Origin of the sequence: Micromonospora sp. NPDC051006, from assembly GCF_044456245.1 — a bacterium.
GTDB lineage: Bacteria > Actinomycetota > Actinomycetes > Mycobacteriales > Micromonosporaceae > Micromonospora.
Genome location: NZ_JBITFP010000028.1, coordinates 1 through 26288 on the forward strand (window position 1 = coordinate 1; position 26288 = coordinate 26288).

24 protein-coding genes and 1 tRNA gene are annotated in these 26288 nt (G+C 73.2%); 11 read left to right on the forward strand and 14 right to left on the reverse strand.

Annotation, left to right across the window (positions count from 1 at the left end; translation table 11 throughout):
- Positions 1 to 128: 128 nt before the first annotated feature.
- The 5 genes from ACIBBA_RS29360 to ACIBBA_RS29380 all read right to left on the reverse strand — a co-directional run bounded on the left by ACIBBA_RS29360 (position 129) and on the right by ACIBBA_RS29380 (position 5605).
- Positions 129 to 1073, reverse strand: coding sequence for a beta-ketoacyl-ACP synthase III (locus ACIBBA_RS29360; protein WP_396701504.1), 945 nt, complete (start codon positions 1071 to 1073; stop codon positions 129 to 131).
- Positions 1073 to 2242, reverse strand: a complete 1170-nt coding sequence (locus ACIBBA_RS29365; protein ID WP_396701506.1) for an acyltransferase domain-containing protein — start codon at positions 2240 to 2242, stop codon at positions 1073 to 1075. The genes ACIBBA_RS29360 and ACIBBA_RS29365 overlap by 1 nt, the downstream gene beginning before the upstream one ends.
- A gap of 78 nt (positions 2243 to 2320) precedes the next feature.
- Positions 2321 to 3625: a PucR family transcriptional regulator gene (locus tag ACIBBA_RS29370; RefSeq protein WP_396701508.1), complete on the reverse strand. Its 1305-nt coding sequence runs from the start codon at positions 3623 to 3625 to the stop codon at positions 2321 to 2323.
- A 31-nt stretch (positions 3626 to 3656) separates the two neighbouring features.
- Positions 3657 to 4319, reverse strand: a complete 663-nt coding sequence (locus ACIBBA_RS29375) for a response regulator (protein ID WP_396701618.1) — start codon at positions 4317 to 4319, stop codon at positions 3657 to 3659.
- Between the two features lie 38 nt (positions 4320 to 4357).
- Entirely contained in the window at positions 4358 to 5605 is a 1248-nt protein-coding gene (locus ACIBBA_RS29380; protein WP_396701510.1) for a sensor histidine kinase, read from the reverse strand.
- Positions 5606 to 5799: 194 nt separating this feature from the next.
- Here ACIBBA_RS29380 and ACIBBA_RS29385 point away from each other — a divergent pair, with 194 nt between their 5' ends.
- Positions 5800 to 6168, forward strand: a complete 369-nt coding sequence (locus ACIBBA_RS29385; RefSeq protein ID WP_396701512.1) for a hypothetical protein — start codon at positions 5800 to 5802, stop codon at positions 6166 to 6168.
- 37 nt (positions 6169 to 6205) lie between these two features.
- On the opposite strand, the gene ACIBBA_RS29390 is transcribed toward ACIBBA_RS29385, so the two are convergent.
- Entirely contained in the window at positions 6206 to 6853 is a 648-nt protein-coding gene (locus ACIBBA_RS29390; RefSeq protein ID WP_396701514.1) for a hypothetical protein, read from the reverse strand.
- Between the two features lie 241 nt (positions 6854 to 7094).
- Here ACIBBA_RS29390 and ACIBBA_RS29395 point away from each other — a divergent pair, with 241 nt between their 5' ends.
- Positions 7095 to 7724, forward strand: a complete 630-nt coding sequence (locus ACIBBA_RS29395; protein WP_396701516.1) for a copper resistance protein CopC — start codon at positions 7095 to 7097, stop codon at positions 7722 to 7724.
- A 67-nt stretch (positions 7725 to 7791) separates the two neighbouring features.
- Here the strand turns inward: ACIBBA_RS29395 and gltX are convergent, their stop codons facing one another.
- Genes gltX through ACIBBA_RS29410 form a run of 3 tightly spaced genes read right to left on the reverse strand, consistent with a single transcriptional unit; the run spans position 7792 to position 11877 of the window.
- Positions 7792 to 9201, reverse strand: coding sequence for a glutamate--tRNA ligase (gltX, locus tag ACIBBA_RS29400; RefSeq protein WP_396701518.1), 1410 nt, complete (start codon positions 9199 to 9201; stop codon positions 7792 to 7794).
- A 49-nt stretch (positions 9202 to 9250) separates the two neighbouring features.
- Positions 9251 to 10528: an MFS transporter gene (locus ACIBBA_RS29405; RefSeq protein WP_396701520.1), complete on the reverse strand. Its 1278-nt coding sequence runs from the start codon at positions 10526 to 10528 to the stop codon at positions 9251 to 9253.
- The gene (locus tag ACIBBA_RS29410; protein ID WP_396701522.1) at positions 10525 to 11877 is read right to left on the reverse strand and encodes a GH1 family beta-glucosidase; all 1353 of its coding nucleotides are present in this window, start codon (positions 11875 to 11877) and stop codon (positions 10525 to 10527) included. Before ACIBBA_RS29410 ends, ACIBBA_RS29405 begins: the two co-directional genes overlap by 4 nt.
- Before the next feature lie 186 nt (positions 11878 to 12063).
- On the opposite strand from ACIBBA_RS29410, the gene ACIBBA_RS29415 reads away from it, so the two are divergent.
- The gene (locus ACIBBA_RS29415) at positions 12064 to 12513 is read left to right on the forward strand and encodes an SRPBCC family protein (RefSeq protein WP_396701524.1); all 450 of its coding nucleotides are present in this window, start codon (positions 12064 to 12066) and stop codon (positions 12511 to 12513) included.
- A gap of 168 nt (positions 12514 to 12681) precedes the next feature.
- On the opposite strand, the gene aceE is transcribed toward ACIBBA_RS29415, so the two are convergent.
- Positions 12682 to 15426 carry a pyruvate dehydrogenase (acetyl-transferring), homodimeric type gene (gene aceE / locus ACIBBA_RS29420; protein WP_396701526.1) on the reverse strand — a complete coding sequence of 915 codons (2745 nt, stop codon included), beginning with the start codon at positions 15424 to 15426 and terminating at the stop codon, positions 12682 to 12684.
- A gap of 374 nt (positions 15427 to 15800) precedes the next feature.
- Between aceE and ACIBBA_RS29425 the strand changes: the two genes are divergently transcribed.
- From ACIBBA_RS29425 to ACIBBA_RS29450, 6 genes are all read left to right on the forward strand, one after another.
- Positions 15801 to 16109 (forward strand): hypothetical protein, encoded by a 309-nt coding sequence (locus ACIBBA_RS29425; RefSeq protein WP_396701528.1) that lies wholly within the window; start codon positions 15801 to 15803, stop codon positions 16107 to 16109.
- A 26-nt stretch (positions 16110 to 16135) separates the two neighbouring features.
- Positions 16136 to 16540 carry a YjbQ family protein gene (locus ACIBBA_RS29430; protein WP_396701530.1) on the forward strand — a complete coding sequence of 135 codons (405 nt, stop codon included), beginning with the start codon at positions 16136 to 16138 and terminating at the stop codon, positions 16538 to 16540.
- Between the two features lie 533 nt (positions 16541 to 17073).
- The gene (locus ACIBBA_RS29435; protein ID WP_396701620.1) at positions 17074 to 19545 is read left to right on the forward strand and encodes a transketolase C-terminal domain-containing protein; all 2472 of its coding nucleotides are present in this window, start codon (positions 17074 to 17076) and stop codon (positions 19543 to 19545) included.
- Positions 19546 to 19656: 111 nt separating this feature from the next.
- Positions 19657 to 20094, forward strand: coding sequence for a DUF3052 domain-containing protein (locus ACIBBA_RS29440; protein WP_350874143.1), 438 nt, complete (start codon positions 19657 to 19659; stop codon positions 20092 to 20094).
- A gap of 112 nt (positions 20095 to 20206) precedes the next feature.
- Positions 20207 to 20671, forward strand: coding sequence for a peroxiredoxin (locus ACIBBA_RS29445; RefSeq protein WP_396701532.1), 465 nt, complete (start codon positions 20207 to 20209; stop codon positions 20669 to 20671).
- An 82-nt stretch (positions 20672 to 20753) separates the two neighbouring features.
- Positions 20754 to 20825, forward strand: a tRNA-Val gene (locus ACIBBA_RS29450).
- 51 nt (positions 20826 to 20876) lie between these two features.
- On the opposite strand, the gene ACIBBA_RS29455 is transcribed toward ACIBBA_RS29450, so the two are convergent.
- Together ACIBBA_RS29455 and ACIBBA_RS29460 are read right to left on the reverse strand one after the other, a co-directional pair.
- Positions 20877 to 22058, reverse strand: a complete 1182-nt coding sequence (locus ACIBBA_RS29455; RefSeq protein WP_396701534.1) for a low temperature requirement protein A — start codon at positions 22056 to 22058, stop codon at positions 20877 to 20879.
- A 201-nt stretch (positions 22059 to 22259) separates the two neighbouring features.
- Complete coding sequence (locus tag ACIBBA_RS29460) at positions 22260 to 22997, reverse strand: VOC family protein (protein WP_396701536.1); 738 nt, start codon at positions 22995 to 22997, stop codon at positions 22260 to 22262.
- A 90-nt stretch (positions 22998 to 23087) separates the two neighbouring features.
- On the opposite strand from ACIBBA_RS29460, the gene ACIBBA_RS29465 reads away from it, so the two are divergent.
- A complete protein-coding gene (locus ACIBBA_RS29465; protein ID WP_396701538.1) occupies positions 23088 to 23765 on the forward strand; it encodes a DUF1028 domain-containing protein in 678 nt (225 codons plus the stop codon).
- Positions 23766 to 23822: 57 nt separating this feature from the next.
- Here the strand turns inward: ACIBBA_RS29465 and ACIBBA_RS29470 are convergent, their stop codons facing one another.
- On the reverse strand, positions 23823 to 24587 hold the full coding sequence (locus tag ACIBBA_RS29470) for a DUF1223 domain-containing protein (protein ID WP_396701540.1): 765 nt from the start codon (positions 24585 to 24587) through the stop codon (positions 23823 to 23825).
- Between the two features lie 279 nt (positions 24588 to 24866).
- Between ACIBBA_RS29470 and ACIBBA_RS29475 the strand changes: the two genes are divergently transcribed.
- The gene (locus tag ACIBBA_RS29475; RefSeq protein WP_396701542.1) at positions 24867 to 25451 is read left to right on the forward strand and encodes a hypothetical protein; all 585 of its coding nucleotides are present in this window, start codon (positions 24867 to 24869) and stop codon (positions 25449 to 25451) included.
- Between the two features lie 10 nt (positions 25452 to 25461).
- On the opposite strand, the gene ACIBBA_RS29480 is transcribed toward ACIBBA_RS29475, so the two are convergent.
- Positions 25462 to 26283 (reverse strand): LLM class flavin-dependent oxidoreductase, encoded by an 822-nt coding sequence (locus ACIBBA_RS29480; RefSeq protein ID WP_396701544.1) that lies wholly within the window; start codon positions 26281 to 26283, stop codon positions 25462 to 25464.
- Positions 26284 to 26288 lie beyond the last annotated feature (5 nt).

A 26288-nucleotide genomic window follows, 5' to 3' on the forward strand; every position in this document is an offset into this window, starting at 1 on the left:
GAGCGGGGCGGGGCGGGGGGTGATCTCGGCGGGGGTTTGGGGGGGTGGGCCCTCTCGGGGGGGGTGGCGGGGGGGGGCGGGCCGCGCCGACCGGCGTTCGCCTCGGCGCGTGCGCGCCGAGGCGAGACTCAGGGACACCGGACGACCTGGCCGGCGTAGGTCAGGCCGCCGCCGAAGCCGAAGAGCAGCACCGGCGCCCCGGAGGGCACCTCCCGCCGCTCCACCAGCTTGGACAGGGCCAGCGGCACACTCGCCGCGGAGGTGTTGCCGGACTCGACGATGTCCTTCGCGATGATCGCGTTCGGGATGTCGAGCCGCTTGACGATGCCGTCGATGATCCGCGCGTTGGCCTGGTGCGGCACGAACGCGGCCAGCTCGGAGGGGGCCACCCCGGCCCGCTCGCAGGCCTGCAGGGCCAGCGGGGCCAGTGCGGTGGTGGCCCAGCGGAAGACCGCCTGCCCCTCCTGCTTGATGTAGGGGCGCCAGCCCTCGATCCGGACCGCATCGCTCTTCTCCGGCACCGAGCCCCAGACCACCGGGCCGACCCCGGCCGGCTCGTCGTCGCCGGTGGCGGTGACCACCGCGGCACCCGCCCCGTCGGCGAAGATGATGCAGGTCGAGCGGTCGGTCCAGTCGGTGAACTCGGACAGCTTCTCGGCGCCGATCACGATCGCGTTGCGCGACGCGCCGGCCCGGATCGCGTGGTCGACGGTGCCCAGCGCGTACGCGAAGCCCGAGCAGGCGGTGTTGATGTCGTACGCCCCGGGGGCGGTGATGCCGAGCTTGGCGGCGACCCGGCAGGCCACGTTCGGGCTGCGGTCGACCGACGTGCAGGTGGCGACCACGACCAGGTCGATGTCGGCGGCGCTGAGACCGGAGTTCGCCAGCGCCTTGCCGGCGGCCGCGGCCGCCATGTCAGCCACCGTCTCACCGTCGGCGATCCGCCGGGTGACGATGCCGACCCGGTCCCGGATCCACTCGTCGTTGGTGTCGACCATGCGGGCGAGGTCGTCGTTGGTGACCACCCGGGAGGGCTGGTAGTGCCCCAGGGCGACGATCCGGCTTCCAGCCATTAGTTCTGTCCTCCGATGCGGGCGAGCGGTTGGCCCGGCGCGACCGGGTCGTCGTGGTGGGCGAGCCACTCGGTGAGCACGCCACTGCCGTGCGCGGTCGCCTCGACCTGCCCCTGGCGGGTGACGACGTGACCGATCACCTGGCCGGACCGGAGCGTCGCACCCTCGGCGAGGCCCTCGGCCGGCGCGAAGGTGCCGGCGGCCCGGGCCACCACCACCCGGAACCGGATGGTCGGCTTGTGGCTCGGCGCCATGCCGTGCCGTGCGATGAGGTCGCGGGCGGCGGGCAGGTCGTCCGGGGTGTTCAGGGTGACGATCTCCGGTGCGCCGGTGGCCTTCAGCTCCCGCTTCACCAGACCGGCCAGGGTGCCGGCCGGGGGGAGCTCGATGACGCCGGTGACCCCGAGATCGACCAGCGTGCGTATGCAGAGGTCCCACCGGACCGGGGCGGTGACCTGGCGGACCAGCCGCTGCACCATGTCCCGACCGTGGTTGACCGCGGCGCCGTCGAGGTTCGACAGCAGGATCCGGGCCGGATCGGCCGGGGTGATCCCGCCGGCCACCGTGGCGAGCGCGGCCTCCGCCGGCGCCATGTACGGGGTGTGGAAAGCGCCGGCCACCTGGAGCCGGATGATCCGTGCCTTCGCCGGCGGCTCGGCGGCGAGCTTGTCGAGGCCGTCCAGCGCCCCGGCGGCGACGACCTGACCGGCGCCGTTGCGGTTGGCCGCGTGGAGCCCGTGCGTCTCGATCGCGGCGAGCACCTCGTCCGGGTCCCCGCCCAGCACGGCGGCCATCCCGGTCGGTTGCAGCGCGCAGGCGGCGGCCATCTCCCGCCCGCGTACGCCGGCCAGTGTGATCGCGGCCTCGGCGGGAAGCACTCCGGCCAGCGCTGCCGCGCCCAGCTCGCCGACGCTGTGCCCGGCGGTGACGCTCACGTCGTACATCGGCAGGTGCTCGGCGGCGAGCAGCGCCGCGGCGACCAGCAGCGGCTGGGTGCGCGCGGTGTCCTTGATCTCGTCGGCGTCGGCGGCGGTGCCCAGGTGCACCAGATCGACCCCGGCCAGCGCGGACCACCAGCGCAGCCGCGCCTCGGCACCGGTCAGGTCGAGCCACGGAGTCAGGAAGCCGGGCTTCTGGGAGCCCTGGCCGGGCGAGAGTACGGCGAGCACGTCTATGACTCTCCCGGATACGCGTGGGTAGCGCTGTGCCGCCCTCGACCAAACCGCACTAGAAGCTTTGTCGGGATCCTACAAAGATCGGCGGTGATCATCGCCTGTCTGCACGGTTTTGGTGTTGGCTGGGTTCATTGTCTGGGTTGGGACCACCGAGACCACCGGGACCACCGGGTCGAGCCGGCCGACGGTGAGCGCGATCTGGAGCGCGAACGCGTCCCGCGGGACCAGCGGTGAGAAGCCGGTGACCTCGGCTATCCGGCGCAAGCGGTAGCGCACCGTGTTCGGGTGCACGAACAGGGCCCGGGCGGCGCTCTCCAGCGTGCCGCTGGCGCTGAAGTAGGCGTCCAGCGTCTCCAGCAGCTCGCCGCCGGCACGGACCAGCACCGCGTACACGTCGTGCCGCAACCGCCGCCGGGCCTCCGCGTCACCGGCCAGCGCCCGCTCGGGCAGCAGGTCGGCCGCGGACACCGGCCGGGGCGCGGTCGGCCAGGCCGGCGCCGCGCGGAACCCGGCCAGCGCGGCCCGTGCCGACTCGGTCGCCTCGTCCAGGCTCGGCACCGCCGGGCCCACCACCACCGGGCCCTCGCCGAACGCGGTCAGCAGCTTGTCCGCCGCCGCCAGCGGGTCCGCGGCGCCGCCGAGCACGACGACCAACCGGTCACCGTGCACCCCGCCGATCACCTCGGCCCCGATCCGGCGGGCCAGCCGGTAGACGGTGTGCAGCACGGCCGAGACCTCACCGCCCGGGGAGCGCCCGACCGCCACCGCCACCGGCGGGGCGTCCGCCCAGCCCAGCGCCGCCGCGCGGCTGGCCAGCACGTCCGGGGAGTCCCCGCGCAGCAGCGCGTCGACCAGCAGCGCCTGCAACCGGGCGTCCCAGGCGCCGCGTGACTCGGCGGCACGGGCGTAGACCCGGGCGGCGGCGAAGGCGATCTCCCGGGAGAAGCGCAGCACCGCGTCGCGCAGTTGCTGCTCCTCGCCCTTCGCGGCGAGGTGGGGCACCTGCTCCTCGACCACGTCGATGGTGACCTTGATCAGCGCCACGGTCTGCTGGAGGGTGATCGAACGGGCCAGCTCCAGCGGCGCGGCGGCGAAGACCTCGTCGGAGACCTCCTGGGTGCTGTCCGCGCTGCCGCCGCCGGAGCTCAGCCACTGCACCAGGGACCGGACGCCGGCCTGGGCCACCAGCATGACCCAGGAACGCTGGTCCGCTGGGAGGGACCGGAACCAGGGCAGCGTCTCGTCCATCCGGGCCACGCTGCCGGTGGCCAGCGCGCCCGCCGCCCGCTCGATCCGGCGCAGCGTGGCACTGAGCTCCGCGTCGCCCGGCTCGTTCCCCACCGCATCAGCCTGACACGCCCTGAGCAGCGGCTCCACGCCGGGCCGGGCTGCCGGCGACCCCGACCGGTCAGGGCGTTGGCGGCGCGGGCAGGTTCAGCTCCTGGGCCAGGATGGCCGCCTGCACCCGGCTACGCAGCGCCAGCTTGGCCAGGATCCGGCTGACATGGGTCTTGGTGGTGCTCTCCGCCAGGGCCAGTCGGTCGGCGATCTGCTGGTTGGACAGGCCCAGCCCCAGGCAGGCCAGCACGTCCCGCTCCCGGGGGGTGAGCGCGGCCACCGCCGCCCGGCTGCCCTCCGGGGCGTCCGGGACGCTGTCCGCGAACGCCCGGATCAGTCGGCGGGTGACCGCCGGGGCGATGAACCCCTCGCCGCGGGCCACCGTCCGTACCGCCGCCACCAGGCCGGCCGCGTCGGTGTCCTTCAGGAGGAAGCCGGCCGCGCCGGCCCGCAGCGCGCCGAAGACGTACTCGTCGAGGTCGAAGGTGGTCAGCACCAGCACGTCGGTGTGCCCGTCGGCGACGATCTCGCGGGTGGCCGCGATGCCGTCCTGGCGCGGCATCCGTACGTCCAGCACGGCGACGTCGGGGCGCAGGTCGCGGCAGAGCCGAACCGCCTCGTCGCCGTCGCCGGCCGCGCCGACCACCTCGACGTCCGGCGCGGCGGAGAGGATCAGCGCCAGCCCAGCCCGTACCGCCGGCTGGTCGTCGGCGAGCACCACCCGGATCGGCACCCCTCGACGCCCGGCGATCGGCTCGTCCACCCGGCCGGTCACGACGCCGGCTCGGCGGTCGGCAGGTTGGCCCGGACCCGCCACCGGCCGTCCCGTGGCCCGGCGGCGAACCGGCCGTCCAGCACCACCGCACGCTCCCGCATGCCGATCAGACCCGCGCCCGCCCCGACCAGAGCCGCGCCGGGCAGGCCGCGGTGCGCGGGGCGGACCGGATTCTCCACCGTGACCACCACCTCGGCCGGCCGGTACGCGATCTCCAGGTCGGCCTCGCCGTCGCCGTGCTTCAGGGCGTTGGTCAACGACTCCTGCACGATCCGGTACGCCGCGAGGTCGACCCCGACCGGCAACGCGGCCGGTTCCCCGCTGGTGCTCACCCGGACCGTCAGCCCGGCGGCTCGAACCCGCTCCACCAGCCGATCCAGCTCACCGAGTCGGGCGGGAATCGCGTCCACCGACGCCGGCGCGGCCGGCCCGGACTGCCCAGTCGGCCCGGACTGCTCGGCCGGCCCGGTCGGCTCGGCCGGCGCGCGCAGCACGCCGATCATCTGCCGCATCTCGGCCAGGCCCTGCACGCTGTTCTCCCGGATCACCCGCAGCGCCGACTCGACCTGGGCCCGGTCCAGCCCGGGCACGGAGAGCGCCGCGGTGGCGTGGATGGCCACCGCGCTGAGGTGGTTGGCGACCACGTCGTGCAGCTCGCGGGCCATCCGCGCACGCTCCGCGGCAACCGCCTGTCGCCGGTCCAGCTCCGTCAGGCGCGCGGTCTGCTCGGCCCGGGCCCGCTCGGACGCGGCCTGGTCGCGGTACTGGCGCACGCTGATCCCGGTGAGCACCGGCAGCACGCCGGCCAGCGCGAACGGCACGCCGAGGGCGACGCCCCGCCAGTGCCCGAAGATCACCACTCCGGCCACCGCGCCGAGCAGGCTCAGCGCGACCGTGATCCGCAGCAACCACCGCCAGAGTGCCGCGCCACCGTGCACGCAGGCGTCGTAGAGCACCTGGGTGTAGATCAGGATGGTCCCCAACGAGCCGCCGAGCAGGGTGTCCGCGACCACGGCGGCCGTGCCGAGGGCGAGGCTGGCGCCGGGGGACACCCGGCGTAGTGCCACGGCTGCGCAGACGGCCACCAGCGGTGGCAGGAACAGTGCGACGGGCACGTCCGGATGCGGGGTGATCTGCGGCTGCCAGCCGAGGCCGTGCAGGACCAGCCCGCCGGCCAGCGCCGCGCCGGCCAGAGCGAGATCCCGTCCCGGGGTGCCGGCGCTCAGCCACGGTGGCGGTCGCATGGGCCGATCCCACCACACCGGGGCCCGGTCGCCCTCCGCCCCCGGGAGGACGTCAGGCCGGCCCGCCTCCCCCGAAGGAGGTATCCGGGAGCTGGCGGCGGCACGCGCTGCACGGCACGTCGGGGCCGGCCAGTACGGTGACAGGGCACGTCGGCGCGACCGTCGACGGCGACCGCGAGCGTGAGGAGACCGGGATGACCCAGGGGGAAGCCGAGCACGGCTGCGCCCAGGGTGAGCCCTGCCGGCCGGGCCACCACGAGCAGCAGGCGGGCGCCAAGCACCGCCGTCTGGTCGGCGGGGTGCCGCCCTTCACGCCGGAGCCGGTGGGCGGCTGGCCCGCGGAGTCGACCGGCGGATGGCCGGCCGAGCGGGCCGAGGAGGATGCCCCGGTGCCCCGGCAGCGCTCCGGAGAGCTGCCCTCGGCGGTCGAGCCCGAGCCGGTGACGACGGGCCCGGGCTGCCGCAGCGTCCTCCCGGGTTGGGCCGGTGCGCACCGGCACGGCCCCGTGCGACCCCGGCAGCGTGGCGCTCGTCGCGAGCACCCGCCGCGCCGCTGGTGCTGATTCCGCCCGACGGGCGCTGACCGACCCGGACGGCCGGTCAGCGGGTACGGCGGCGGATGAGCAGCGCGATCCCGGCCAGGCCGCTGGTGATGACCAGCATCACCGCGACGTTGAGCAGCAGCAGCCGCTGGAGTTCGCTGAGCGCCTCGTCGATGTCCCGGCCCGGGTTGATCGCGTCCTCCGGGATCACCCGCTCGCCGCCGCCGACGCCGCCGCTGACCGTGTCGTACTGCCGCTCCAGCGGCACTCCGGCGGTGCGCAGCGTCTCCGACATGGAGAGTCGACCGAGGAACCAGCCGGCACTGGTCTTGCGGGAATCCGGCTGCTTGGCCGGCCGGTAGACCCGGGGCCCGCCGACGGCCTTCGGGTAGAGGTCGTAGGTCTGCTTCGGCGTCTCGCCGGCCAGCACGACGACCGTGTACTTCGGACCGAGGTCGGCCGGTTTCGGCCCGTTGGCCGTGCCGATCCGGCCGAGGAAGTTGACCTGGTCGATCAGCGCGACCACGTGCGCCGGCTGGGTGTCCGAGCGCAGCCGCAGCGGCGCACTCATCCCGGTACCGGTGATGTCGACGCCGGGCGGCGGCGGCTTCGGGGCGGCCTGAGCCGGGCCGGCGACGCCGAGCGACACGGCCACCGTGAGCGCCCCGGCCAGCACGGCGATCAGCCGCCTCACCTGTCGGACCATCGCCGCCTCCTCGCCCCGTTCGATGGATGGCTTCGCTGCGCCTGACGTGTCGGTCGGTCGACGGCGACCGGACCCGTTGGCCGGACGCCCCACCTAAAGACTCCGCAGAATGTTGATCGGTTGCAGTACCTGGAACAGTATTTGGAACTATGTGCGATCTCGGCTCGACCAATGAGGAGCCGTTGATCAGCGCGCGGATCGTACCTTTACGGAGGGGTTCATGGGGGGCAGGGTCGCACGCGTGGCGCGGTTCGGGCCAGCGGTCTTCGGCGTGGCGCTCGGTGTGTCGTTGCTGCTGCCGGCGCAGCCGGCTGCGGCGCACAACTCGCTGACCGGCAGCGATCCGCGCGACGGCGCGCGGGTGGCGACCGCGCCGACGCGCGTCGAACTCCGGTTCCTGTCCCGACTGGACCCGGGTACGACGAAGATCACACTGACCGGACCGGACAATGTGGTCGCGGCCGGTGGGGCGCCGCGCTTCTCGGGCAGCCGGGTGAGTGTGCCGTTCAAGCCGGGCAAGGCCGGTCTCTACACCGTGGGCTACCGGGTGGCGTCCGGGGACGGACACCCGATCTCCGGCGAGGTGCGCTTCACCCTCACCACCGGCACGCCGGCCGATCCCTCGGCCACACCGACGTCGGGCCCGGCCGTGCCGCCCTCGGCCGGCTCGACCGCCGGCTCGCCTCCCGCCGGGTCGGCCTCGCCGACGGCCGGTCCGGACGGTGCCAGCCCGACGGCGGCCGCCGTGCCCGCCGCCGAGGAGGAGGACGGCAGCGGCAGCGGCTGGTTCTGGGCGCTCGGCGGACTGGTCCTGCTCGCCGCGCTGTTGACCGGCGGCATCCTGCTCCGCCGCCGCGCCAGCCGCGGCTGACCGACGGCCGGGCCGCACCCACAGCCGGAAGTCCGGTGCGGGTGCGGCCCGGCCGCCGGTACGGGTGTCAGACCAGGCGGACCCGGGCGGCGCGCAGCCGGGTGAGGGTGCGCTCGCGGCCGAGCACCTCCAGCGACTCGAAGAGCGGCAGCCCCACGCTGCGGCCGGTGACCGCGACCCGGACCGGCGCCTGCGCCTTGCCGAGCTTGAGACCCCGCTCGGCGCCGACCGCCTCCAGGGCAGACTTGATCGACTCGGCGTCCCAGGAGGCCAACGACTCGAACGCCGCCGTGGCGGCCTCCAGCAGCTCCGCCGAGCCCTCCTTCATCGCCTTGGCCCAGGCCGCCTCGTCGATCAGCGGGGTGGCCAGGAAGAGGAAGTCGACGTTCGACACGATCTCGCTGAGCACGGCGATCCGGGTCTGGGCCAGCGGGGCGACGGCCGCGAACGCTGTGGCGTCGAACTCCGCCGGCTGCCACGGCGGGGGCGCGATGGTGCCGGTGCCGGTCAGCCACGGCTGGCAGGCGGCGACGAACTCGTCCACCGGCAGCGCCCGGATGTACTCCCCGTTGAACGCGCGCAGCTTCTTTTCGTCGAAGAAGGCCGGCGAGGGGTTGACCTCCTCCAGCCGGAACTCCTGCTCGATCACCGACCAGGGGACGATCTCCCGGTCGCCGGAGGGCGCCCAGCCGAGCAGCATCAGGTAGTTGCGCATCGCGGCGGCCAGGTAGCCCTCGTCGCGGTACGCCTCCAGGGCGACCTTGTCCCGCCGCTTGGAGAGCTTCTGCCGCTTCTCGTTGACCACCACCGGCACGTGCGCCCAGATCGGCGGCTTGACCCCGAGCGCGTCCCAGAGCAGCTGCTGCTTCGGGGTGTTCGGCAGGTGCTCCTCGGCCCGGATCACATGGGTGATCCCCATGATCATGTCGTCCACGACGTTGGCCAGCAGGAAGACCGGCGAGCCGTCGCCCCGGGCGATGACGAAGTCCTCGATCAGCTTGTTCTCGAAGGTCGGCTCGCCGCGGATCAGGTCGACCACCACGGTCTCGCCCTCGTCCGGGGTGCGGAAGCGCAGCGCCCGCCCCTCGCCCGGGCCGAGACCCTTGTCCCGGTGGAAGCCGTCGTAACCGGCGTACTGCGAGCCGGTGCGGGCCTGGACGTCCTCCCGGGTGCAGTCGCAGTAGTACGCCCGGCCCGACTCGTAGAGCCGCTGCGCGGCGGCGCGATGCTCGTGGGCGTTCTCCGACTGGAAGTGCGGGCCCTCGTAGCTGGTGCGCTTGATGCCGATCCAGTCGAGCGCGGAGAGGATGCCCTCGGTCCACTCGGGCTTGTTGCGGGCCGCGTCGGTGTCCTCGATGCGGAGCACGAACACCCCGCCCTGCTGCTTGGCGTAGATCCAGTTCTGCAGGGCCGAGCGGGCTCCGCCGACGTGGAACATACCGGTCGGGGAGGGGGCGAAGCGTACACGTACCGTCACGCCCCCAGCCTACGGCGCTGCGCCACCGCATTCGGCCAAGGGGTGCCGCTCAGGGCACGGAACGAATCTTCACGACCAGGGCGCTGCCGAGCAGGGTCACCACGGCGGTCACCGCGTAGAGCGTCGGGTAGCCGCCCAGGTGCACCACGATCGGCGCGGAGAGGGCCGGGCCGAGCACCTGTGGCGCGGAGTTCGCGATGTTGATCACCCCGAGGTCCTTGGCCCGGTCGGTGGCCCGGGGCAGCACCTGGGTGATGAGGGCGGCGTCCACCGAGAGGTAGACGCCGTAGCCGGCGCCGAGCAGCAGCGCGGCGACCACCGCCATCGGCCAGACCGGGGCGACCGCGAGCAGCACCGCGGCCACCGCCATGATCAGCCCGGACGTGATCACGTAGACCTTGCGCCGTCCGGAGCGGTCGGAGAGCCGGCCGGCGATCACCGCGGTGAGCATCATCCCGAGCGTGTAGAGCAGGATCAGCACCAGCAGGCTGCCCTCGGGATCGGCCACCCGTACCCCGTCGGTGAGGAAGTACAGCAGGTAGAGGGTGCCCAGCGCGTTGCCCACCTGGACCAGGAAGCGGGTGAGCCAGGCCCAGGCGAAGTCCGGGTGCCGGCGCGGACTGATCCACATCGACGCCAGCAGGGCCCGTGGCCGTAGCGCCGGCCGGTGCGTGCGGGGCAGCGGGTCGTCGGCGGTGAAGAGCGCGAACGGCAGCGACAGCAGCAGCATGGCCACCGCGATCGCCAGGTAACCGGCGGCGTTGCCGGTGACCACGGCGGTGACCAGCACCGCGCCGACCACCAGCCCGAGCGCCTGCGGGATGCCCACCCAGCCGGAGACCCCGCCGCGCTGGACGACCGGCACCCGGTCCGGGATGGCGGCGGTGAGGCTGGCCAGCATCGCGTTGAAGCAGACCTGGGCGGCGGCCCAGGCCACCGTCACCCCGAGCACGGTCCGCTGCTGAGCGAGCAGCACCAGGGCCGCCGCCCCGAGCAGCGCGCCGCCCGCCGTCCAGACGTGCCGACGGCCGAACTCGCGCCCGCCCAGCCGCAGGCAGGTCCGGTCGGACAGCGCGCCCGCGAGGGGGTTGGCTATCACCGCCGCGAGCGCGCCGAGCCCGGTGACCACGGCCAGCATCGCCTCCTTGTCACCGGGGGTGATCCGCTCGATCTGCTGGGGCAGCAGCACCTGGATCGGGGTGAAGAAGGCCATCCAGACCCCGAGGTTGGCCGCGAAGATCAAGGCGATCCAGCTGCGCCGGACCGGCACGGTCGGCTCGGCCAGCGCCGCCGGCAGCGACGTCGGGGTCGGGTCGACGGTGGTCACCGCGCCGAACCCCGGCGGGCGGCCGCGATCACGTCGCGGAGCCAGGCGTACGAGGACTTCGGGGTGCGGGTCTGGTCGGCGTAGTCGACGTGCACCAGGCCGAACCGCTTGGTGAAGCCCTCGGCCCACTCCCAGTTGTCCAACAGCGACCAGACGAAGTACCCGCGCACGTCGACGCCGTCGTCGAGGGCCGCCCGGACCGCGCGCAGGTGCCCGTCGAGGTAGGCGATCCGGTCGGGGTCGTGCACCCGGCCGTCCGGTCCCGGCGCGTCGTCGTACGCGCAGCCGCTCTCGGTGATCTCGATCGGCGGCAGCGCGTCGCCGTAGCTGTCGCGCAGCCAGCCGAGCAGCTCACGCAGCCCGTCCGGGGCGACCGGCCAGTCGAACGCGGTCCGCGGATAGCCGTTTAGCGGCACCAGCTCGAACGGCAGCGGCGAGCCCTCCTCGGGTGCGCGTACCCCGGTCGGGTTGTAGTAGTTGACCCCGAGCACGTCGATCGGGGCGGCGATGGCCGCCAGGTCGCCGTCGCGGACGAGGGACTCGTCGACGGCCGCGCCGTCCGGGTAGCCCCGGCCGAGCAGCGGGTCGGTGAAGAGCCGGTTGTGCAACGCCTCGTAGGCCGCGCCCGCGGCCCGGTCGGCGTCGGTGTCGCCGAGGACGCGCACCGGCGAGTAGTTGTTGGCGATGGCCACCGGGCTGCCGGTGCGGGCGCGCAGGGCGTCGACCGCCAGCCCGTGGCCGAGCAGCTGGTGGTGGGCGACGGGGAAGGCGTCGAAGAGCAGCATCCGGCCCGGGGCGTGCACGCCCATCCCGTAGCCGAGGCTCATGTGGATGAACGGCTCGTTCAGCGTGATCCAGAGCCGCACCCGGTCGCCCAGCCGAGCGGCGACCAGGTCGGCGTACGCGGCGAAGCGGGCGGCGGTGTCCCGGTTCAGCCAGCCCCCGGCGTCCTCCAGCGGCTGCGGCAGGTCCCAGTGGTACAGGGTGGCCACCGGGTCGATGCCGTGCGCGAGCAGCTCGTCGACCAGCCGGTCGTAGAAGTCCAGCCCGGCCGGGTGGGCCGGCCCGGCGCCGGTCGGCTGGACCCGGGGCCAGGCGACGGAGAAGCGGTACGCCGAGACGCCCAGCCCGGCCAGCAGCCCGACGTCCTGCCGGTACCGGTGGTAGTGGTCGCAGGCGAGGTCCCCGGTGCTGCCGTCCGCGATGCGGCCGGGGGAGTGGGCGAAAGTGTCCCAGATGGACGTCCCGCGTCCGCCCGCCCCGACCGCTCCCTCGATCTGGTACGCGGAGGTGGAGACGCCCCAGCGGAAGCCGGCGGGGAACTGCGGCATCGGTGCGGTCGGCGGCATGCGTCCTCCCGATCAACGTGAAACGTGTTCGGGACTCTAGGGCCCGGTCGGGGATTGCGCCATAGGCCGCGATGGCGCGATGCGCAATGGTTCTCGGCGTGTCTTTTTCCGAACCCGTCCAGGTACGTCCGAATTTGCGCATAGAGTGCCGATATCGTGGGATGTCCTCACTGGAGGAAGACGGAAATGATCCTCGTGGAACGCAGTGCGCACGTGGCGGCGCCGGTGGAAGCGGTCTGGGACGTCGTGCAGCGGGCCGAGCAGTTGCCGGCCTGGCTGGCGGGGGTCCGTGCGGCCGAAGTGCTCTCGGGAGAGGGCTTCGGACGACGGCAACGGGTCCAGGCCGGGCGTGGCGCGGCGCATGAGGCCGAGGTGATCGCCTTTCAGGAGCCGACCCTGATCGGGTGGCGCGAGCGCGCCAAGGGTGCCGGCGCCCGAGCGGAGGCGCGCACCGAGATCTACGTACAGCTCACTCCCGACGACGAGGAGCAGGGCGGCACCGTCGTGCGGCTGATCGTCGTACGCTGGCCGGCCGGCCCGGTCAAGGCCGCCCTGCTCCGGCTCGGCCTGCGCAGGGTCGGCGCCGACCTGGAGGATTCGCTGGCCCGGCTGACCGACCTGGCCGCCGTCGGCTGACCGGACCCGTCCTGGCGTCACCCGCGACGGCGGTGGCCCGGCCTCCCCGCCAGGGACGTCGGTCCACCGCCGCTCCGTCGCATCCGCCGCTCCGTCGCACCCGCCGGTGCGCAGACGGCGAAGGGCCCGCGCCTTCCGGCGCGGGCCCTTCGAGATTGATCGGGCGGACTAGCTGTCGCCGCCGGTCTCGCCGACCGGGGCCGCGTTGACGTCGTCGATCGCGTACTTCTTGGCCGCCTCGGCCGGCACGTTGGCCGGCACCGCGCCGCGGAGCGCGAGCTGCCGCAGCGTGGCGACCACGATCGACTCGGCGTCGACGTGGAAGTGCCGGCGCAGGGCGTGCCGGGTGTCCGACATGCCGAAGCCGTCGGTGCCGAGCGAGGTGTAGTCGCCGGGTACCCAGCGGGCGATCAGATCCGGCACCGCCCGCATGAAGTCGCTGACCGCGACCTTCGGCCCGTCCGCCTCGGCCAGCTTGCGCTGGATGTACGGCACCCGCGGCTCGGCGCCCGGGTTGAGCAGGTTGTGCTCCTCGGCCTCGACCGCGTCGCGGCGCAGCTCGGTCCAGGAGGTCACCGACCAGACGTCGGCGGCCACCCCCCAGTCCTGGGCGAGCAGCTGCTGCGCCTTGAGCGCCCACTGCATGCCGGTGCCGGAGGCGAGGACGTTCGCCTTCGGCGCGTCCCCGTCGACCTGCGGGGCCGGGGAGTAGCGGTGGATGCCCTTGAGGATGCCCTCGACGTCCACGCCCTCCGGCTCGGCCGGCTGGAAGATCGGCTCGTTGTAGACGGTGAGGTAGTAGAAGACGTTCTCCTGCGCCTCGCCGTACATCCGGTGCAGGCCGTTCTCCATGATGTGCGCGATCTCGAAGGAGAACGCCGGGTCGTACGCGACCACCGCCGGGTTGGTGGCGGCGATCAGCAACGAGTGACCGTCCTCGTGCTGCAGGCCCTCACCGTTGAGCGTGGTCCGCCCTGCGGTCGCGCCGAGCAGGAAGCCCCGGGCCATCTGGTCGGCGGCCGCCCAGAGCCCGTCGGCGGTCCGCTGGAACCCGAACATCGAGTAGAAGATGTACATCGGGATCATCGGCTCGTCGTGCGTGGCGTACGACGAGCCCGCGGCGGTGAACGAGGCGACCGAGCCGGCCTCGTTGATCCCCTCGTGCAGGATCTGCCCGGTCGTCGACTCCTTGTAGGACAGGAACAGCTCCCGGTCGACCGAGGTGTAGCGCTGCCCGTGCGGCGAGTAGATCTTCGCGGTCGGGAAGATCGAGTCCAGGCCGAAGGTACGCGCCTCGTCGGGGATGATCGGCACCCAGCGCTTGCCGAACTCCTTGTCCTTCATGATGTCCTTGAGCAGGCGGACGAAGGCCATCGTGGTGGCCACCTTCTGCTTGCCCGAGCCGCGCTTGACGTCGGCGAACCGCTCCGGCCCCGGGATGGTCAGCTTCTTCGAGCTGGTCCGCCGCGACGGCAGGTAGCCGCCGAGCTGCTCGCGCCGCTCCCTGAGGTACTGCATCTCGTCGGACTTGTCGTCCGGGCGGTAGTACGGCGGCAGGTAGGGGTTCTCCTCCAGCGCCGAGTCCGGGATGTCCAGGTAGAGCCGGTCGCGGAAGGTCTTCAGGTCCTCCAGCGTCAGCTTCTTCATCTGGTGGGTGGCGTTGCGGCCCTCGAAGTGCGAGCCGAGCGTCCAGCCCTTGATCGTCTTGGCCAGGATGACCGTCGGCTGCCCGGTGTGCTCGGTGGCCGCCTTGTAGGCCGCGTAGAGCTTCCGGTAGTCGTGCCCACCCCGCTTGAGGTTCCAGATCTCGTCGTCGCTGAGGTGCTCCACCATCTTGCGGGTCCGCGGGTCGCGGCCGAAGAAGTGCTCCCGGACGTACGCGCCGGACTCCGCCTTGTAGGTCTGGTAGTCGCCGTCCGGCGTGGTGTTCATGAGGTTGACCAGCGCGCCGTCGGTGTCCGCGGCGAGCAGCGGGTCCCACTCCCGGCCCCAGACCACCTTGATCACGTTCCAGCCGGCGCCGCGGAAGAACGCCTCCAGCTCCTGCATGACCTTGCCGTTGCCCCGGACCGGGCCGTCCAGCCGCTGCAGGTTGCAGTTGATCACGAAGGTGAGGTTGTCCAGCTCCTCGCGGGCGGCCACCCCGATCGCGCCCAGCGTCTCCGGCTCGTCCATCTCGCCGTCGCCGAGGAAGGCCCAGACGTGCTGCTGGGACGTGTCCTTGATGCCCCGGTGCTGCAGGTAGCGGTTGAACCGGGCCTGGTAGATCGCGTTCAGGCCGCCGAGCCCCATCGAGACGGTGGGGAACTCCCAGAAGTCGGGCATCAGCCGCGGGTGCGGGTACGACGGCAGCGCGCCGCCCGGGTGCGACAGCTCCTGACGGAACCCGTCGAGCTGGTCGTCGCTGAGCCGGCCCTCCAGGAACGCGCGGGCGTACATGCCGGGGGAGGCGTGGCCCTGGTAGAAGATGTGGTCGCCGCCGCCGGGGTGGTTCTTGCCCCGGAAGAAGTGGTTGAAGCCCACCTCGTAGAGGGAGGCGGAGCTGGCGAAGGTGGAGATGTGCCCGCCGACGCCGATCTCCGGACGCTGCGCCCGGTGCACCAGCATCGCGGCGTTCCACCGGATGTACGCCCGGATCCGCCGCTCGACGTGCTCGTCACCCGGGAACCACGGCTCGCGCTCGGACGGAATCGTGTTGATGTAGTCCGTGGTGGTCAGGGGCGGAACCCCGACCTGGCGCTCGCGGGCCCGCTCGAGCAGGCGCAGCATGACGTAACGGGCGCGCTTGGTTCCGCGCTCGTCGATGACACCGTCAAGCGACTCGACCCATTCGCTGGTTTCCTCAGGGTCGATGTCCGGAAGCTGGCTCGGCAGGCCGTCGCTGATCACCGGGCGCTTGCGTTCCGTAGCCACAGGCGTTCCCTCGATTGTGTGTGGGATAGGTCTCTAGCGCCATCCTGCCCCCTGGTGGCACCCGTCGTCACGTCTAGGTCCCCCGGACGCGACGCTGAACACAGGTACCGGCCAGTAACTTAGCGCGACGACGCCCGCTCCCGTCTTGTCCGGGCTCACTACCCTGCCGGGCATGAACGGGCGACGAGTGGCGCTCGGCGGCCTCCTCCTGACGGCCGGGGCGCTCGCGGTGGTTCCCGCGGCGGCGGTGCTGCTGGCGGGTGATCCCGCCGCGCTGCCGATCATGATCTTTCGGCCTGGCGGCAGCGCTGTTCGGCGCGGCGCGGCTGCGCGGCGGCCTGCGCGCTCCGGCGCCGCGCCGGGCGGCGCGCGGCGTGCCCGGCCCGCGCCGCCGGTACGCCGAGACCAGCAGCCCGCCGATGCCCTACTACTCGACCAGCGACTACCCGTACACGTCCGATGGTGGAAGTCACCGCGAGGGTGATCGCGGTTCGGTCGGTGACCACCGCGGCGAGGGCTCCGGTGGCGACTCGGGCGGCGGCTGGTTCGGCGGCGGTGACTCCGGTGGTGGTTGGTCCGGCGGGGGCGATTCCGGCGGCGGCTGGTCCGGTGGCGGTGGCGGCTGGTCCGGAGGCGGTGGCGGTGACTCCGGCGGTGGTGGCGGCGGTGGCGGCGGTTCCTGACCGCGGGCTGCGGCAGAATGCGACGTATGCGCAGTGACGTGATCACCGTCCAGACCGGGTCCCGGCCGGCCGTCCGGGACATCACCGCGGAGGCCCAGGCGTTCGTCTCCGGTCAGGGCGACGGGCTGCTGCACGTCTTCGTGCCGCACGCCACCGCCGGGCTGGCGATCATCGAGACCGGGTCCGGCTCCGACGACGACCTGTTGACTGCGCTGAACGACCTGCTCCCCACCGACGACCGCTGGCGGCACCGGCACGGCTCACCCGGGCACGGCCGCGACCACGTGCTGCCGGCGTTCGTGCCGCCGTACGCGACGCTGCCGGTGCTCGGCGGTCGGTTGGCGTTGGGCACCTGGCAGTCGATCTGCCTGGTCGACACCAACGGCGACAACCCCACCCGCCAGGTCCGGTTCTCCTTCCTGCCCGGCTGACCGCCTCCACCCCCGCCCCCCCCGGCCCCACCCCCACCCCTACCCCCGCCCCCGCCCCGCGCCGCGCCCCCGCCCCCGCCCCCGCGCCGCGCCCCGGGCCGCCCGCCGTCGCCCCGCGCCCAAGATCCGCGCAACCCTCGGCGATCAAGCAGTTGTGGTGCCTCGCAAAGGCCGCGAGGCGGCAGAAATCGGGCACCACAACGCATGATCGACGGCGGTGGCGGTTGCTCCCGGTGGCCGCGGCAGGTGCTGTCGGACTCCCGACTGCCCACCGCGCAAGCGCCGGACGAGCTGGTCGTGCCGCATGAGATGGTGGCGAAGGTCGGTGGTGCCACCGGTCCCGACGCTCACGGGAGGCGATGACCGGTCCGGGCCGGCGGGTGTCCGGGTGGGCGGACGTGGCCCGCGTCGGTAATGCTGTCGACGTGACCACCCCGCACGATCTCGATGACCGGTTCCGGGAGACGCTGGCGGCGCTGGCCGCCCCCGAGCAGGGGCGCGACCCGGCCGAGCCGGTTGCCGACGGCGTCGAGCTGACCGGCACGCAGGCACTCGACCTCTTCGACGCGCAGGTCACCAGCCGGCAGCTCGACCTGGCCGGGCGCTGGTTGCGCAGCTTCGACGAGGGCTTCTACACGATCGGCTCGGCCGGTCACGAGGGCAACGCCGCGGTCGCCGCGGCGCTACGGCCCACCGACCCGGCCCTGCTGCACTACCGCTCCGGCGCGTTCTACTGCGTCCGCGCCGGTCAGGCCGCGGTCTCCGCCGGCGCCCCGGCCGCCGCGCAACCGGCTGACGGCACCGGGGACGGCGGCGGTCCGGTCGACCCGTCCGGCGCGGTCGCCGATCCGCCCGGCCGGGAATCGGCTCCCGCGGCGGCGGCGGCCGGCTCCGCGGCGGCGGCCGGCGCCGGCCCGACCGGGCCCGCCGGCCCGCGCACGATCACCGGCGACACCGCCGCCCCCGACACCGACGCCCCCGACATGGCCGATCCGGGCGGGGACGGCGACGCGGCGGGCCGGGAGACCGCCCGACCCGAGCGCCCCTGGGTGTACGCCGGGGCGGCCCGGGACGTGCTGCGCGGAATGGTCGCCTCCGCCGAGGACCCGATCGCCGGCGGCCGGCACAAGGTCTTCGGCCACCCCGACCTCGCCGTCGTGCCGACCACCTCCACCATCGCCTCGCACCTGCCCCGGGCGGTCGGGATGGGGCTCGCCGTGGAGCGGCTGCGCCGGCAGGAGCGGGCCGGCGGCGGGGTGCGCATCGGCGGCGACGCCGAGCAGTCGCCCTGGCCGTCGGACGCCATCGTCGTCTGCTCGTTCGGCGACGCCTCGGTCAACCACGCCAGCGCCACCGCCGCGTTCAACACCGCCGGGTGGTACGACCACACCGGGCTGCGGATCCCGGTGCTCTTCGTCTGCGAGGACAACGGCCTCGGCATCAGCGTCCGCTCGCCGCAGGGCTGGGTGGAGGCGACGCTGCGGGCCAAGCCGGGGATCCGCTACTTCAGTGCCGACGGCGGCGACCTGGCGCAGGCGTACGCGGTGGCGGGCGAGGCGGCGGCCTGGGTGCGGCGGCACCGCCGGCCGGCCGTGCTGCACCTGCGCACGGTACGGCTGATGGGGCACGCCGGCGCGGACGCCGAGACCGCGTACCGCAGCCCGGCGGAGGTCGCCGCGGACCTGGACCGGGATCCGCTGGTCGCCACCGCGCGGCTGCTGGTCGAGGCGGGGGTGGCCACCGGCGCGGAGCTGCTGGCCCGGTACGACGACATCGGCTGGCAGGTACGCCGGCTCGCCGAGGAGGTGATCGGCGAGCCCAAGCTCGTCGCCGCGGCCGAGGTGGTCGCCCCGCTGGCGCCCCGGCGTCCGGTGCGGGTGTCCCGGGCGGTGGCCGACGCGGCAGCCCGGGCCAGCGGGCCCGGTGCCGCGGCGCGGGCCGAGGCGTTCGGCGGCAAGCCGCCGGAGCTGACCGGCCCGCTGACGCTGGCGCAGAGCATCAACGGCGCGCTGGCCGACGGGATGCTCGACCATCCGCAGATGGCGATCTTCGGCGAGGACGTGGCCGCCAAGGGCGGCGTGTACGGGGTGACGAAGGGGCTGCGCGACCGGTTCGGGCCGGCGCGGGTGTTCGACACCCTGCTCGACGAGACGTCGGTGCTCGGGCTGGGGCTGGGCGCCGGGCTGGCCGGGATGCTCCCGGTGCCCGAGATCCAGTACCTGGCGTACCTGCACAACGCCGAGGACCAGCTCCGCGGCGAGGCGGCCACCATGCAGTTCTTCTCCCGTGGGGCGTTCCGCAACCCGATGGTGGTGCGGGTGGCCGGGCTGGCCTATCAGCAGGGCTTCGGGGGGCACTTCCACAACGACAACTCGGTGGCCGTACTCCGGGACGTGCCCGGCCTGGTGATCGCCGTGCCGGCGCGGCCCGACGACGCCGCGCCGATGCTACGGACCTGCCTGGCCAGCGCGGCGGTGGACGGCAGCGTCTGCGTGTTCCTGGAGCCGATCGCGCTGTACCACACGCGGGACCTCTACGCCGAGGGCGACGGGGAGTGGCTGGCCAACTATCCCGAGCCGGGCGCGTGGGTGAGCGGGCACGTGCCGATCGGTCGGGCCCGGGTGTACGGGGTGGGCTCGGCCGAGGACCTCACCATCATCACCTTCGGTAACGGCGTACGGCTCTCGCTGCGCGCCGCGGCCACCCTCGCCGACGAGGGGATCGGCACCCGGGTGGTGGACCTGCGCTGGCTCGCGCCGCTGCCGGTGGCGGACATCATCCGGGAGGCCTCCGCGACCGGCCGGGTGCTGGTGGTGGACGAGACCCGCCGGTCCGGGGGCGTGGGCGAAGGGGTGATCGCGGCACTGGTCGATGCCGGATATGTCGGGGCGGCGCGGCGAGTAGCCGGACTTGACTCGTTTGTACCATTAGGTCCGGCCGCGCGTCAGGTTCTGGTCTCCGAGGAAGCCATTACCCACGGTGCCCGCACGCTCCTGGCACGGTAAATTCCGTTCCACCCGGTGCGCCACTTGCGCGGGGGGCCACAACTGTGTGGACTTGCCTGACGGCGTCGAGCGGGCGCCGCTGGCAGGGACGAGATGAGGAGGCACGCGACAGTGAGCGCGACCGCTGGTCAGGCCGCCGACGGGGTACGCAGCCTGGCGGACCGGTTCGGACTCGAGCCGGGGATGGTCGTCATGGAGATGGGGTACGACGATGACGTCGACCAGGATCTCCGGGACGCCCTGACCGACCGCTGTGGAGAGCTGGTCGACGAGGACACCGACGAGGTGGTCGACGCTGTCCTCGTCTGGTACCGCGACGGCGACGGTGATCTTTTCGAACTCCTCGTCGACGCCCTCGGCCCACTGGCCGACAACGGGGTCGTGTGGCTGCTCACCCCGAAGGCGGGGCGCGAGGGGCACGTCGAGCCGAGCGAGATCGCCGAGTCCGCCCCCACGGCCGGGCTGCAGCAGACCTCGACGGTCAACGCCGGCCGCGACTGGACCGGCGCCCGCCTGGTCCTGCGGCGCGGGGCCAAGGCCAAGAAGTAGCCGTCGGTCGCCGGTCGCACCAAGGGCGAGCGGCAGCCGATCAGGCACCCGGCGGGGACCCCGCCGGGTGTGCCACGCTGGTGCCGTCCGGACCCACCCGAGGAGTTCCCGCATGCCCATCGAGGTTGGCGCCGAGGCGCCGGACTTCGTGCTCAAGGACCAGAACAACCAGGAGGTACGGCTCGCCGACTTCCGGGGCAGGCGCACCGTGCTGCTGGTCTTCTACCCGCTCGCCTTCACCGGCGTCTGCCAGGGCGAGCTGTGCGAGGTCCGGGACAACCTCGACGAGTACGTCAACGACGAGGTCCAGGTGCTGACCGTCAGCGTCGACTCGGTCTACAGCCACAAGGTGTGGGCGGACCGCGAGGGCTACCAGTTCCCGATGCTCGCCGACTTCTGGCCGCACGGCGCGGTCGCCCAGGCGTACGGCGTCTTCAACGACGCGACCGGCGTCGCCAACCGGGGCACCTTCGTGATCGACAAGGCGGGCGTGGTCCGCTTCGCCGAGCAGAACATGCCCGGGGAGCCCCGCGACCAGGTCCGCTGGCGCAAGGCGCTGACCGAGGCCGCCGACTGATCGTCAACCGGCCACGCCGTGCGAACGGACCGGCGGCGAGCAGGTAAGCTTGCCAGCCACCGGCCCGCCGCACGGGCGTTCCGGGCGCGTAGCTCAGTGGGAGAGCACTCGCCTTACAAGCGAGGGGTCGCAGGTTCGAAACCTGCCGCGCCCACCCTTTACCACCAGCACAAACACCAGCGCGAAGATCCATCCTCACATCCGGCTAGCCGGGTGGTGACGGCGGCTCGGACGGGCGTCTGCGGGCGCGGGCTGCGTCGGATATGGCGATCCCGGTCAGCACGAGGGCAGCGGCGGCGGCGACCACGACCGGCGGCAGGGGCAGCATCGCCGGTGTCAGGGCGGCCAGCGCAAGGACGCCGATCGTTCGGGACAGGGACACGCGGCCGAATACCGCGTGCTCGAAGCGGGCGCGCCCGGCCAGGTACAGCGCGGGTCCGCCGAGGATGACGGCGATCCAGGCCGGTGGGGTGTGCCCGAGTGGATGGGCGATGACAAGTTCGTCGGCGACGGCTGCGGCGACCACGCCGGCCACCATGGCCAGGTGGGCGTATGACGCCGATCCGGCGAGGCGGACCGGGTCGGCGGACACGGCAATCGCTTCCGCCAGGACCTGCCCAGCGCGGTAGATGTAGATCCGCCACAGCAGCACGGTGGTCGCGATCGACACTGCGAACGCGGCAACCGTGTCCGGCGCGAAGCCGCTGCTGCTCAGCGCCAGGCCGGTGACCAGGATCAGCTCGCCGAGCGCGATGATGAAGAACTGCCGGTAGCGCTCGGACAGGTGTTCGCCTGAGATCACGAGGTCTTGGCTGGGCGTTCGGCCCGCCCCCGGGGTGGGGAAGCCGATTCTGCCTGCCGTGTGGTCAAGAACCACCGCGAGTGCCCACAGCGCGCCACGCGCCGTACCGTGCATGAGCGCCCCCGCGATCCACGGCAGCGTCGACAGGCCGTACCAGAAAAGCCCGCGCACGCCGACGCGCTGCAGCTCGTGGCCACGCAGAACGACCACAAGGACGAGACCGCGGCCGAGTTGGATGGCGACGTAGGCGCCCGCGAAGATCAGGCCCGTGTCGCCGAACGCCTCGGGCACCGCGGCCGCCATCACCAGGCTGCCGACCATGGTCGCGATGACCAGCGCCTGGATCACCAGTCGTTGCGGGTCCGTCCGGTCGGTCAGCCACGCGGTGCTGGACCAAACCCACCAGATGGCCCCCAACAGCACCAGCGTCCGGAAGGCACCGCTCCACCCGAGATCCTCGGCCAGGCCGCGCGAGAGCTGAGCGAGCGCGAGGACGAACACCAGGTCGAAGAAGAGTTCCAAGAACGTGGCCCGCTGCGGGTCCCCGGCTTTCCGCACCAGCTCGGCCGCCCTGCGCGTCGTCATCGGCTCGCCCGTTCTGCCAGCTCTGCTCCAGGTTTGGGGGCATTCTGACATGCGGCACCGGCGGGGACCGCGGACGTGCTGCCGTTGACTGGATCGTGCGGCCGCGTCACACGGACGGCGTTCGCGACGCAGCGGGGCCGCCCAGGGCGCGTCGCGACCTCCGGACTCGTGGCCGTAGTGAGCGGATGAAGAGGGTTCGGGTCAGGCCGGGGCGAGGAGGCAGAACTCGTTGCCTTCCGGGTCGGCGAGGACCGTCCACGGGACGTCGTTCTGGCCGAGGTCGATGGCGGTGGCACCGAGAGTCCGCAGTCTGGCCGCCTCGGCCTCCGGGTCGTCACCTGGGTACGGGCGGACGTCGAGATGGACGCGGTTCCACACGGTCTTCACGTCGGGTGTGCGGAGGAACTGCAGATAGGGGCCGACGCCCTTGGCGGAGCGCAGTACCGCTCTGTGGTCGGTCACCTCGTGCAGGGTCCAGTCCATGGCCGTGCCCCAGAAGCGGGCCATGGCTCGCGGATCCGCGCAGTCGACCACTACCGCGGCGATCGGTCCGGTGTCCCGGTAGAGCGGTCGGGGGTCCAGCACGCAGAACTCGTTGCCCTCCGGGTCGGCCATGACCGTCCACGGGACGTCGCCCTGGCCGACGTCGGCGGGTGTTGCGCCGAGATCCTTGAGACGCGTGACCATGTCCGCCTGATGGGCCGCCGACGTGGTGGCGAGGTCGACGTGCACGCGGTTCTTCACCGTCTTGGGTTCCGGGGAGACGATGAGGTCGAGGCAGACAGCGACGGGGTCGGGGTAGACGAAGCCCTCGGGTTCCAGGTTGGTCACGCCGGGTCCCTCGCTGGAGATTCCCCAGCCGAGCACCTCCGCCCAGAAACCGCCCAGCGCGGAGTCGTCCCGAGCCTTCATGTTGATCTGAACAAGCCGCGTTGCCATGCCGACGATGCTAAAGGAGATCAACGATCAGCAGCACGCCTGCGCAGGTCGGCTCCGGCATGGCGGGCGTTCGTCCGGGTACAGCCGAGCGTGACCTTCTCGATCGCCGCGCGGTGTCCGCGTACCGGTCAGCTCGGGGTGGGAGCCTTGACGGCCAGACCCGCGGTCGGCAAGCTCGTCGCCCACGTCCACTCCGATGGTGGTGCGGTGGCGACCCAGGCCACCCCCAACCCCTTCCTGGCCTACGACGGCCTGCCGCTGCTCGGCGAGGGCCGCTCGCCGCAGGACGTCCTGACCGAGCTGCTGGCCCGGGATCCGGGTCGGGAGGTGCGGCAGGTCGGCATGGTCGACCGTCGGGGTCGCTCGTACGCCTTCACCGGCTCCCGGACGAGGGACTGGGCGGGGCACCACACCGGGCCGGGTTACGCGGTGCAGGGCAACCGCCTGGTCGGCCCGGAGACCCTCGCGGAGATCGTCCGGGTGTTCGAGGAGAGCCGGGAACTCGACCTGGCGGAGCGGCTCGTGCTGGCCATCGAGGCCGGCGAGGAGGCCGGCGGCGACCGGCACGGCGCCCGGTCGGCGACCGTGACGGTGATCGGCGATCAGCCATACCCGCTCTGGGACGTGCGGGTCGACGACGCCGAGCATCCGGCGCGGGAACTGCGGCGGCTGCACGGCGTCTTCCGGGAGGAGGTCCTGCCGACCATGCACGGGCTGCCCACCCGCGACGACCCCATGGGCGAGGCCGCCCGGCAGGCGCTCGGGTAGCCACCAGACGCCCCGGCGGAGATGCTGCGACGGTTGCCGCGAGCCTCCTACCAGCGCTCAGGCCTCGGCGGGCACGTCGACGGCCGTGGCGCCGACGATGGCCCTGGCGCCGTCGTGCTGCACGTAGCCGACCACCGAGGCCTGTCGAGGGTCGAGATCGGGCGGCACCTCCAGCTCCAACCGCCCACGCTCCACGTCCAGGCCGAGCGACATGAAGGCGCGCACCACGTTGTCCTGCCGCAGCGTCCGCCCGGCGTTCTCACCCCGGGCGACCTCGCTCTCCAGGGCACGTTCCACGACCGCCACGTTCAGCACCGCCTGCTGCGGCGGCCGCTCGGTCTGGAAGTCCACCACCACCCGGCGCCCGTCACCCCCGGCCGCCTCGACCGACAGCGCGAGCGGCGTGGGAGCCGCCGCCGTCAGGGCGGACGCGATCGCGGTCGCCGCTCGTCGGCGGTCGGAGCCGATGAACTCGACAGTGCCGTTGACGACCATCTGCGGGGTGTACAACCGGCCGGTGCCGAACGCGCGCGCGTACGCCTCCTGCCGAGCGCTGTACGCCTCGTCGGCGAACCGGTCGGGCCAGCCCAGGTAGTCCCAGTAGTCGACGTGGAACCCGAGCGCGAAGACCGGCTGTCCCCGCTCCCGGGCATCGCGCTCGATCTCGGTCAGCACCTCCTCCGCCGGCGGACAGCTCGAGCAGCCCTGGGAGGTGAACAGCTCCACGACGGCCACGCCACCCCCCGGCGGGACGTCCCGCCCCTGCGGCATCGAGTCCTGCGGGCGGCCCCGATCCGACCCGGTGCGCGATCGGTCCGTCATGACGCCCCTCCTCGATCGGTCCGGCTGGCGGCTCTCCGATTCCCGTTACCGCCGCGACCATGCCTGGTCACCCCCGGCCGTGGGCGGCGATCGGGTCGACGGCCCGTGGCATCGGCCGGAGCGGGCCAGGTCTCCGACACGCGGCGGGACACGGCGGGGTGCGAGGCATGCTCCGAGGCGCGCGGCCCCGGTAGGTTCCGTGTGGACGGGTACGACGGGGAAATTTCGACCGGCTTCGCGGCGGCCCCGGCGTCGACGCCGGCCGGAATGGGGATGTCGATGGCTGAACCGCGGGTCTTCTGGCTCGACGAGGACTTCGACCGCGAGCGCGGCGCCGACGGGCGCGGTCGCTACGAGGCCGAGGTGCTCGCCCGGATCGACGAGTTCGGCGAGACGTGGGGCGACATCGCGCCGGTCGCCTTCGCGGTGGCAGCCTGGCGGCTGGCCGCCGAGCTGTCACCCGGCTACGTCCGCTGGCACCGACGGATCCTCTCCGCGACCTGCACGCGAAGCCCATGGGACGGGAGCCTGACCTGCGCGGTCACCGTGATCTCGCGGTGGCCGGCCGAACTGACCTGGACCAGGCAGTGGCAGCGCGACCGGGGCTGGCGGGACTGGCCGCAGCTGTTCGGCCAGTACACGACCCCGTCGGAGCAGGACCTGACCCGTAGCCCGCACCTGCGAGCGACACTGCGGGTGGACGCACCGGTCCCGCTCGATGGTCTGCCGCCGGCTCCGCAGGGGCCGGACGATTCCGTGCCGCCGGCAGCGCGCACAGCCGTCGCCGCCGTGGCTCGCGAGCTGAACGAACTCCTCGCCCCGCTGATCGGGCAACTCGAAGCCGGGGTACCGGCCGACTCCTGAACTTCTCCGGTCAGCGGGGTGGGCCGGCCAGGATCCGGTCACGGGCGGCGTCCACGCCACCACGCCACCAGCCCATCGCCTCGATCCACCAGGTCAGGCCGGCGGCCGCGTACGGCGTGATGATCTCCGTGGCGTTTCCCGGCGACGTCCAGCCTTCGAGCCCGATGTCGAAGCCGTCCAGCGAGCCCCGCTCGGCGGCCACGAAGCGGACCACGTCGGCGAAGTCCTCGACCGGCACGGGGATGTCACGGCCGGCGTGGGCGAAGGTGGGCACCACGCCGTCCCAGCGGGCCGACCGGCGCACGCCTGGCCGGTTGGGCCACCGGCCGGCACACCAGACGGGGATGCGCGGCTGCTGCACCGGTGTCGGCAGCATCCGCACCGGCGCACCGGACGGCACGGGCACCTCCGCACCCGACCACAGCGCGGTGAGCTGCTCCAGGGACTCGTCCAGGCGTCTGCCCCGGCCCCGCAGGTCGGGATCCTCGCCGAAGGCGGCGTACTCGGCGTCGATCGAGCCGATGCCGGCGCCGAAGACGAGCCGGCCGCCGGAGAGCGTGTCCAGGGTGACCGTCTCCCGAGCCACCGTCTGCACCCGCCGACGCGGTAGGGCCGCCATGAGCACCCCGAGCCTGATCCGCTTCGTGCGGGCCGCGATCGCGGACGCGACGACGACCGGGTTCACCACCGGCCAGTCGTCGTGGTAGAGCAGGTGGTCCCAGAGGAAGACCCCGTCCCAACCGTGTTCCTCGGCCGCGACGGCCAGGTCGACCAGGGCGAGCGGGTCGGCGAAGGGCCCGACGTTGGGCAGACCGACGGCGTATCGGGTCATCCGGC

Coding starts and splice junctions, on each gene's coding strand:
- ACIBBA_RS29410 (WP_396701522.1), bottom strand. CDS start 11,877: ATGCCGCCGACCGCACCGATGCCGCAGTTCCCCGCCGGCTTCCGCTGG.
- ACIBBA_RS29460 (WP_396701536.1), bottom strand. CDS start 22,997: ATGGCAACGCGGCTTGTTCAGATCAACATGAAGGCTCGGGACGACTCC.
- ACIBBA_RS29390 (WP_396701514.1), bottom strand. CDS start 6,853: ATGGTCCGACAGGTGAGGCGGCTGATCGCCGTGCTGGCCGGGGCGCTC.
- ACIBBA_RS29380 (WP_396701510.1), bottom strand. CDS start 5,605: ATGCGACCGCCACCGTGGCTGAGCGCCGGCACCCCGGGACGGGATCTC.
- ACIBBA_RS29475 (WP_396701542.1), top strand. CDS start 24,867: ATGGCTGAACCGCGGGTCTTCTGGCTCGACGAGGACTTCGACCGCGAG.
- ACIBBA_RS29430 (WP_396701530.1), top strand. CDS start 16,136: ATGCGCAGTGACGTGATCACCGTCCAGACCGGGTCCCGGCCGGCCGTC.
- ACIBBA_RS29360 (WP_396701504.1), bottom strand. CDS start 1,073: ATGGCTGGAAGCCGGATCGTCGCCCTGGGGCACTACCAGCCCTCCCGG.
- ACIBBA_RS29445 (WP_396701532.1), top strand. CDS start 20,207: ATGCCCATCGAGGTTGGCGCCGAGGCGCCGGACTTCGTGCTCAAGGAC.
- ACIBBA_RS29470 (WP_396701540.1), bottom strand. CDS start 24,587: ATGACGGACCGATCGCGCACCGGGTCGGATCGGGGCCGCCCGCAGGAC.
- ACIBBA_RS29415 (WP_396701524.1), top strand. CDS start 12,064: ATGATCCTCGTGGAACGCAGTGCGCACGTGGCGGCGCCGGTGGAAGCG.
- ACIBBA_RS29385 (WP_396701512.1), top strand. CDS start 5,800: ATGACCCAGGGGGAAGCCGAGCACGGCTGCGCCCAGGGTGAGCCCTGC.
- ACIBBA_RS29455 (WP_396701534.1), bottom strand. CDS start 22,058: ATGACGACGCGCAGGGCGGCCGAGCTGGTGCGGAAAGCCGGGGACCCG.
- ACIBBA_RS29480 (WP_396701544.1), bottom strand. CDS start 26,283: ATGACCCGATACGCCGTCGGTCTGCCCAACGTCGGGCCCTTCGCCGAC.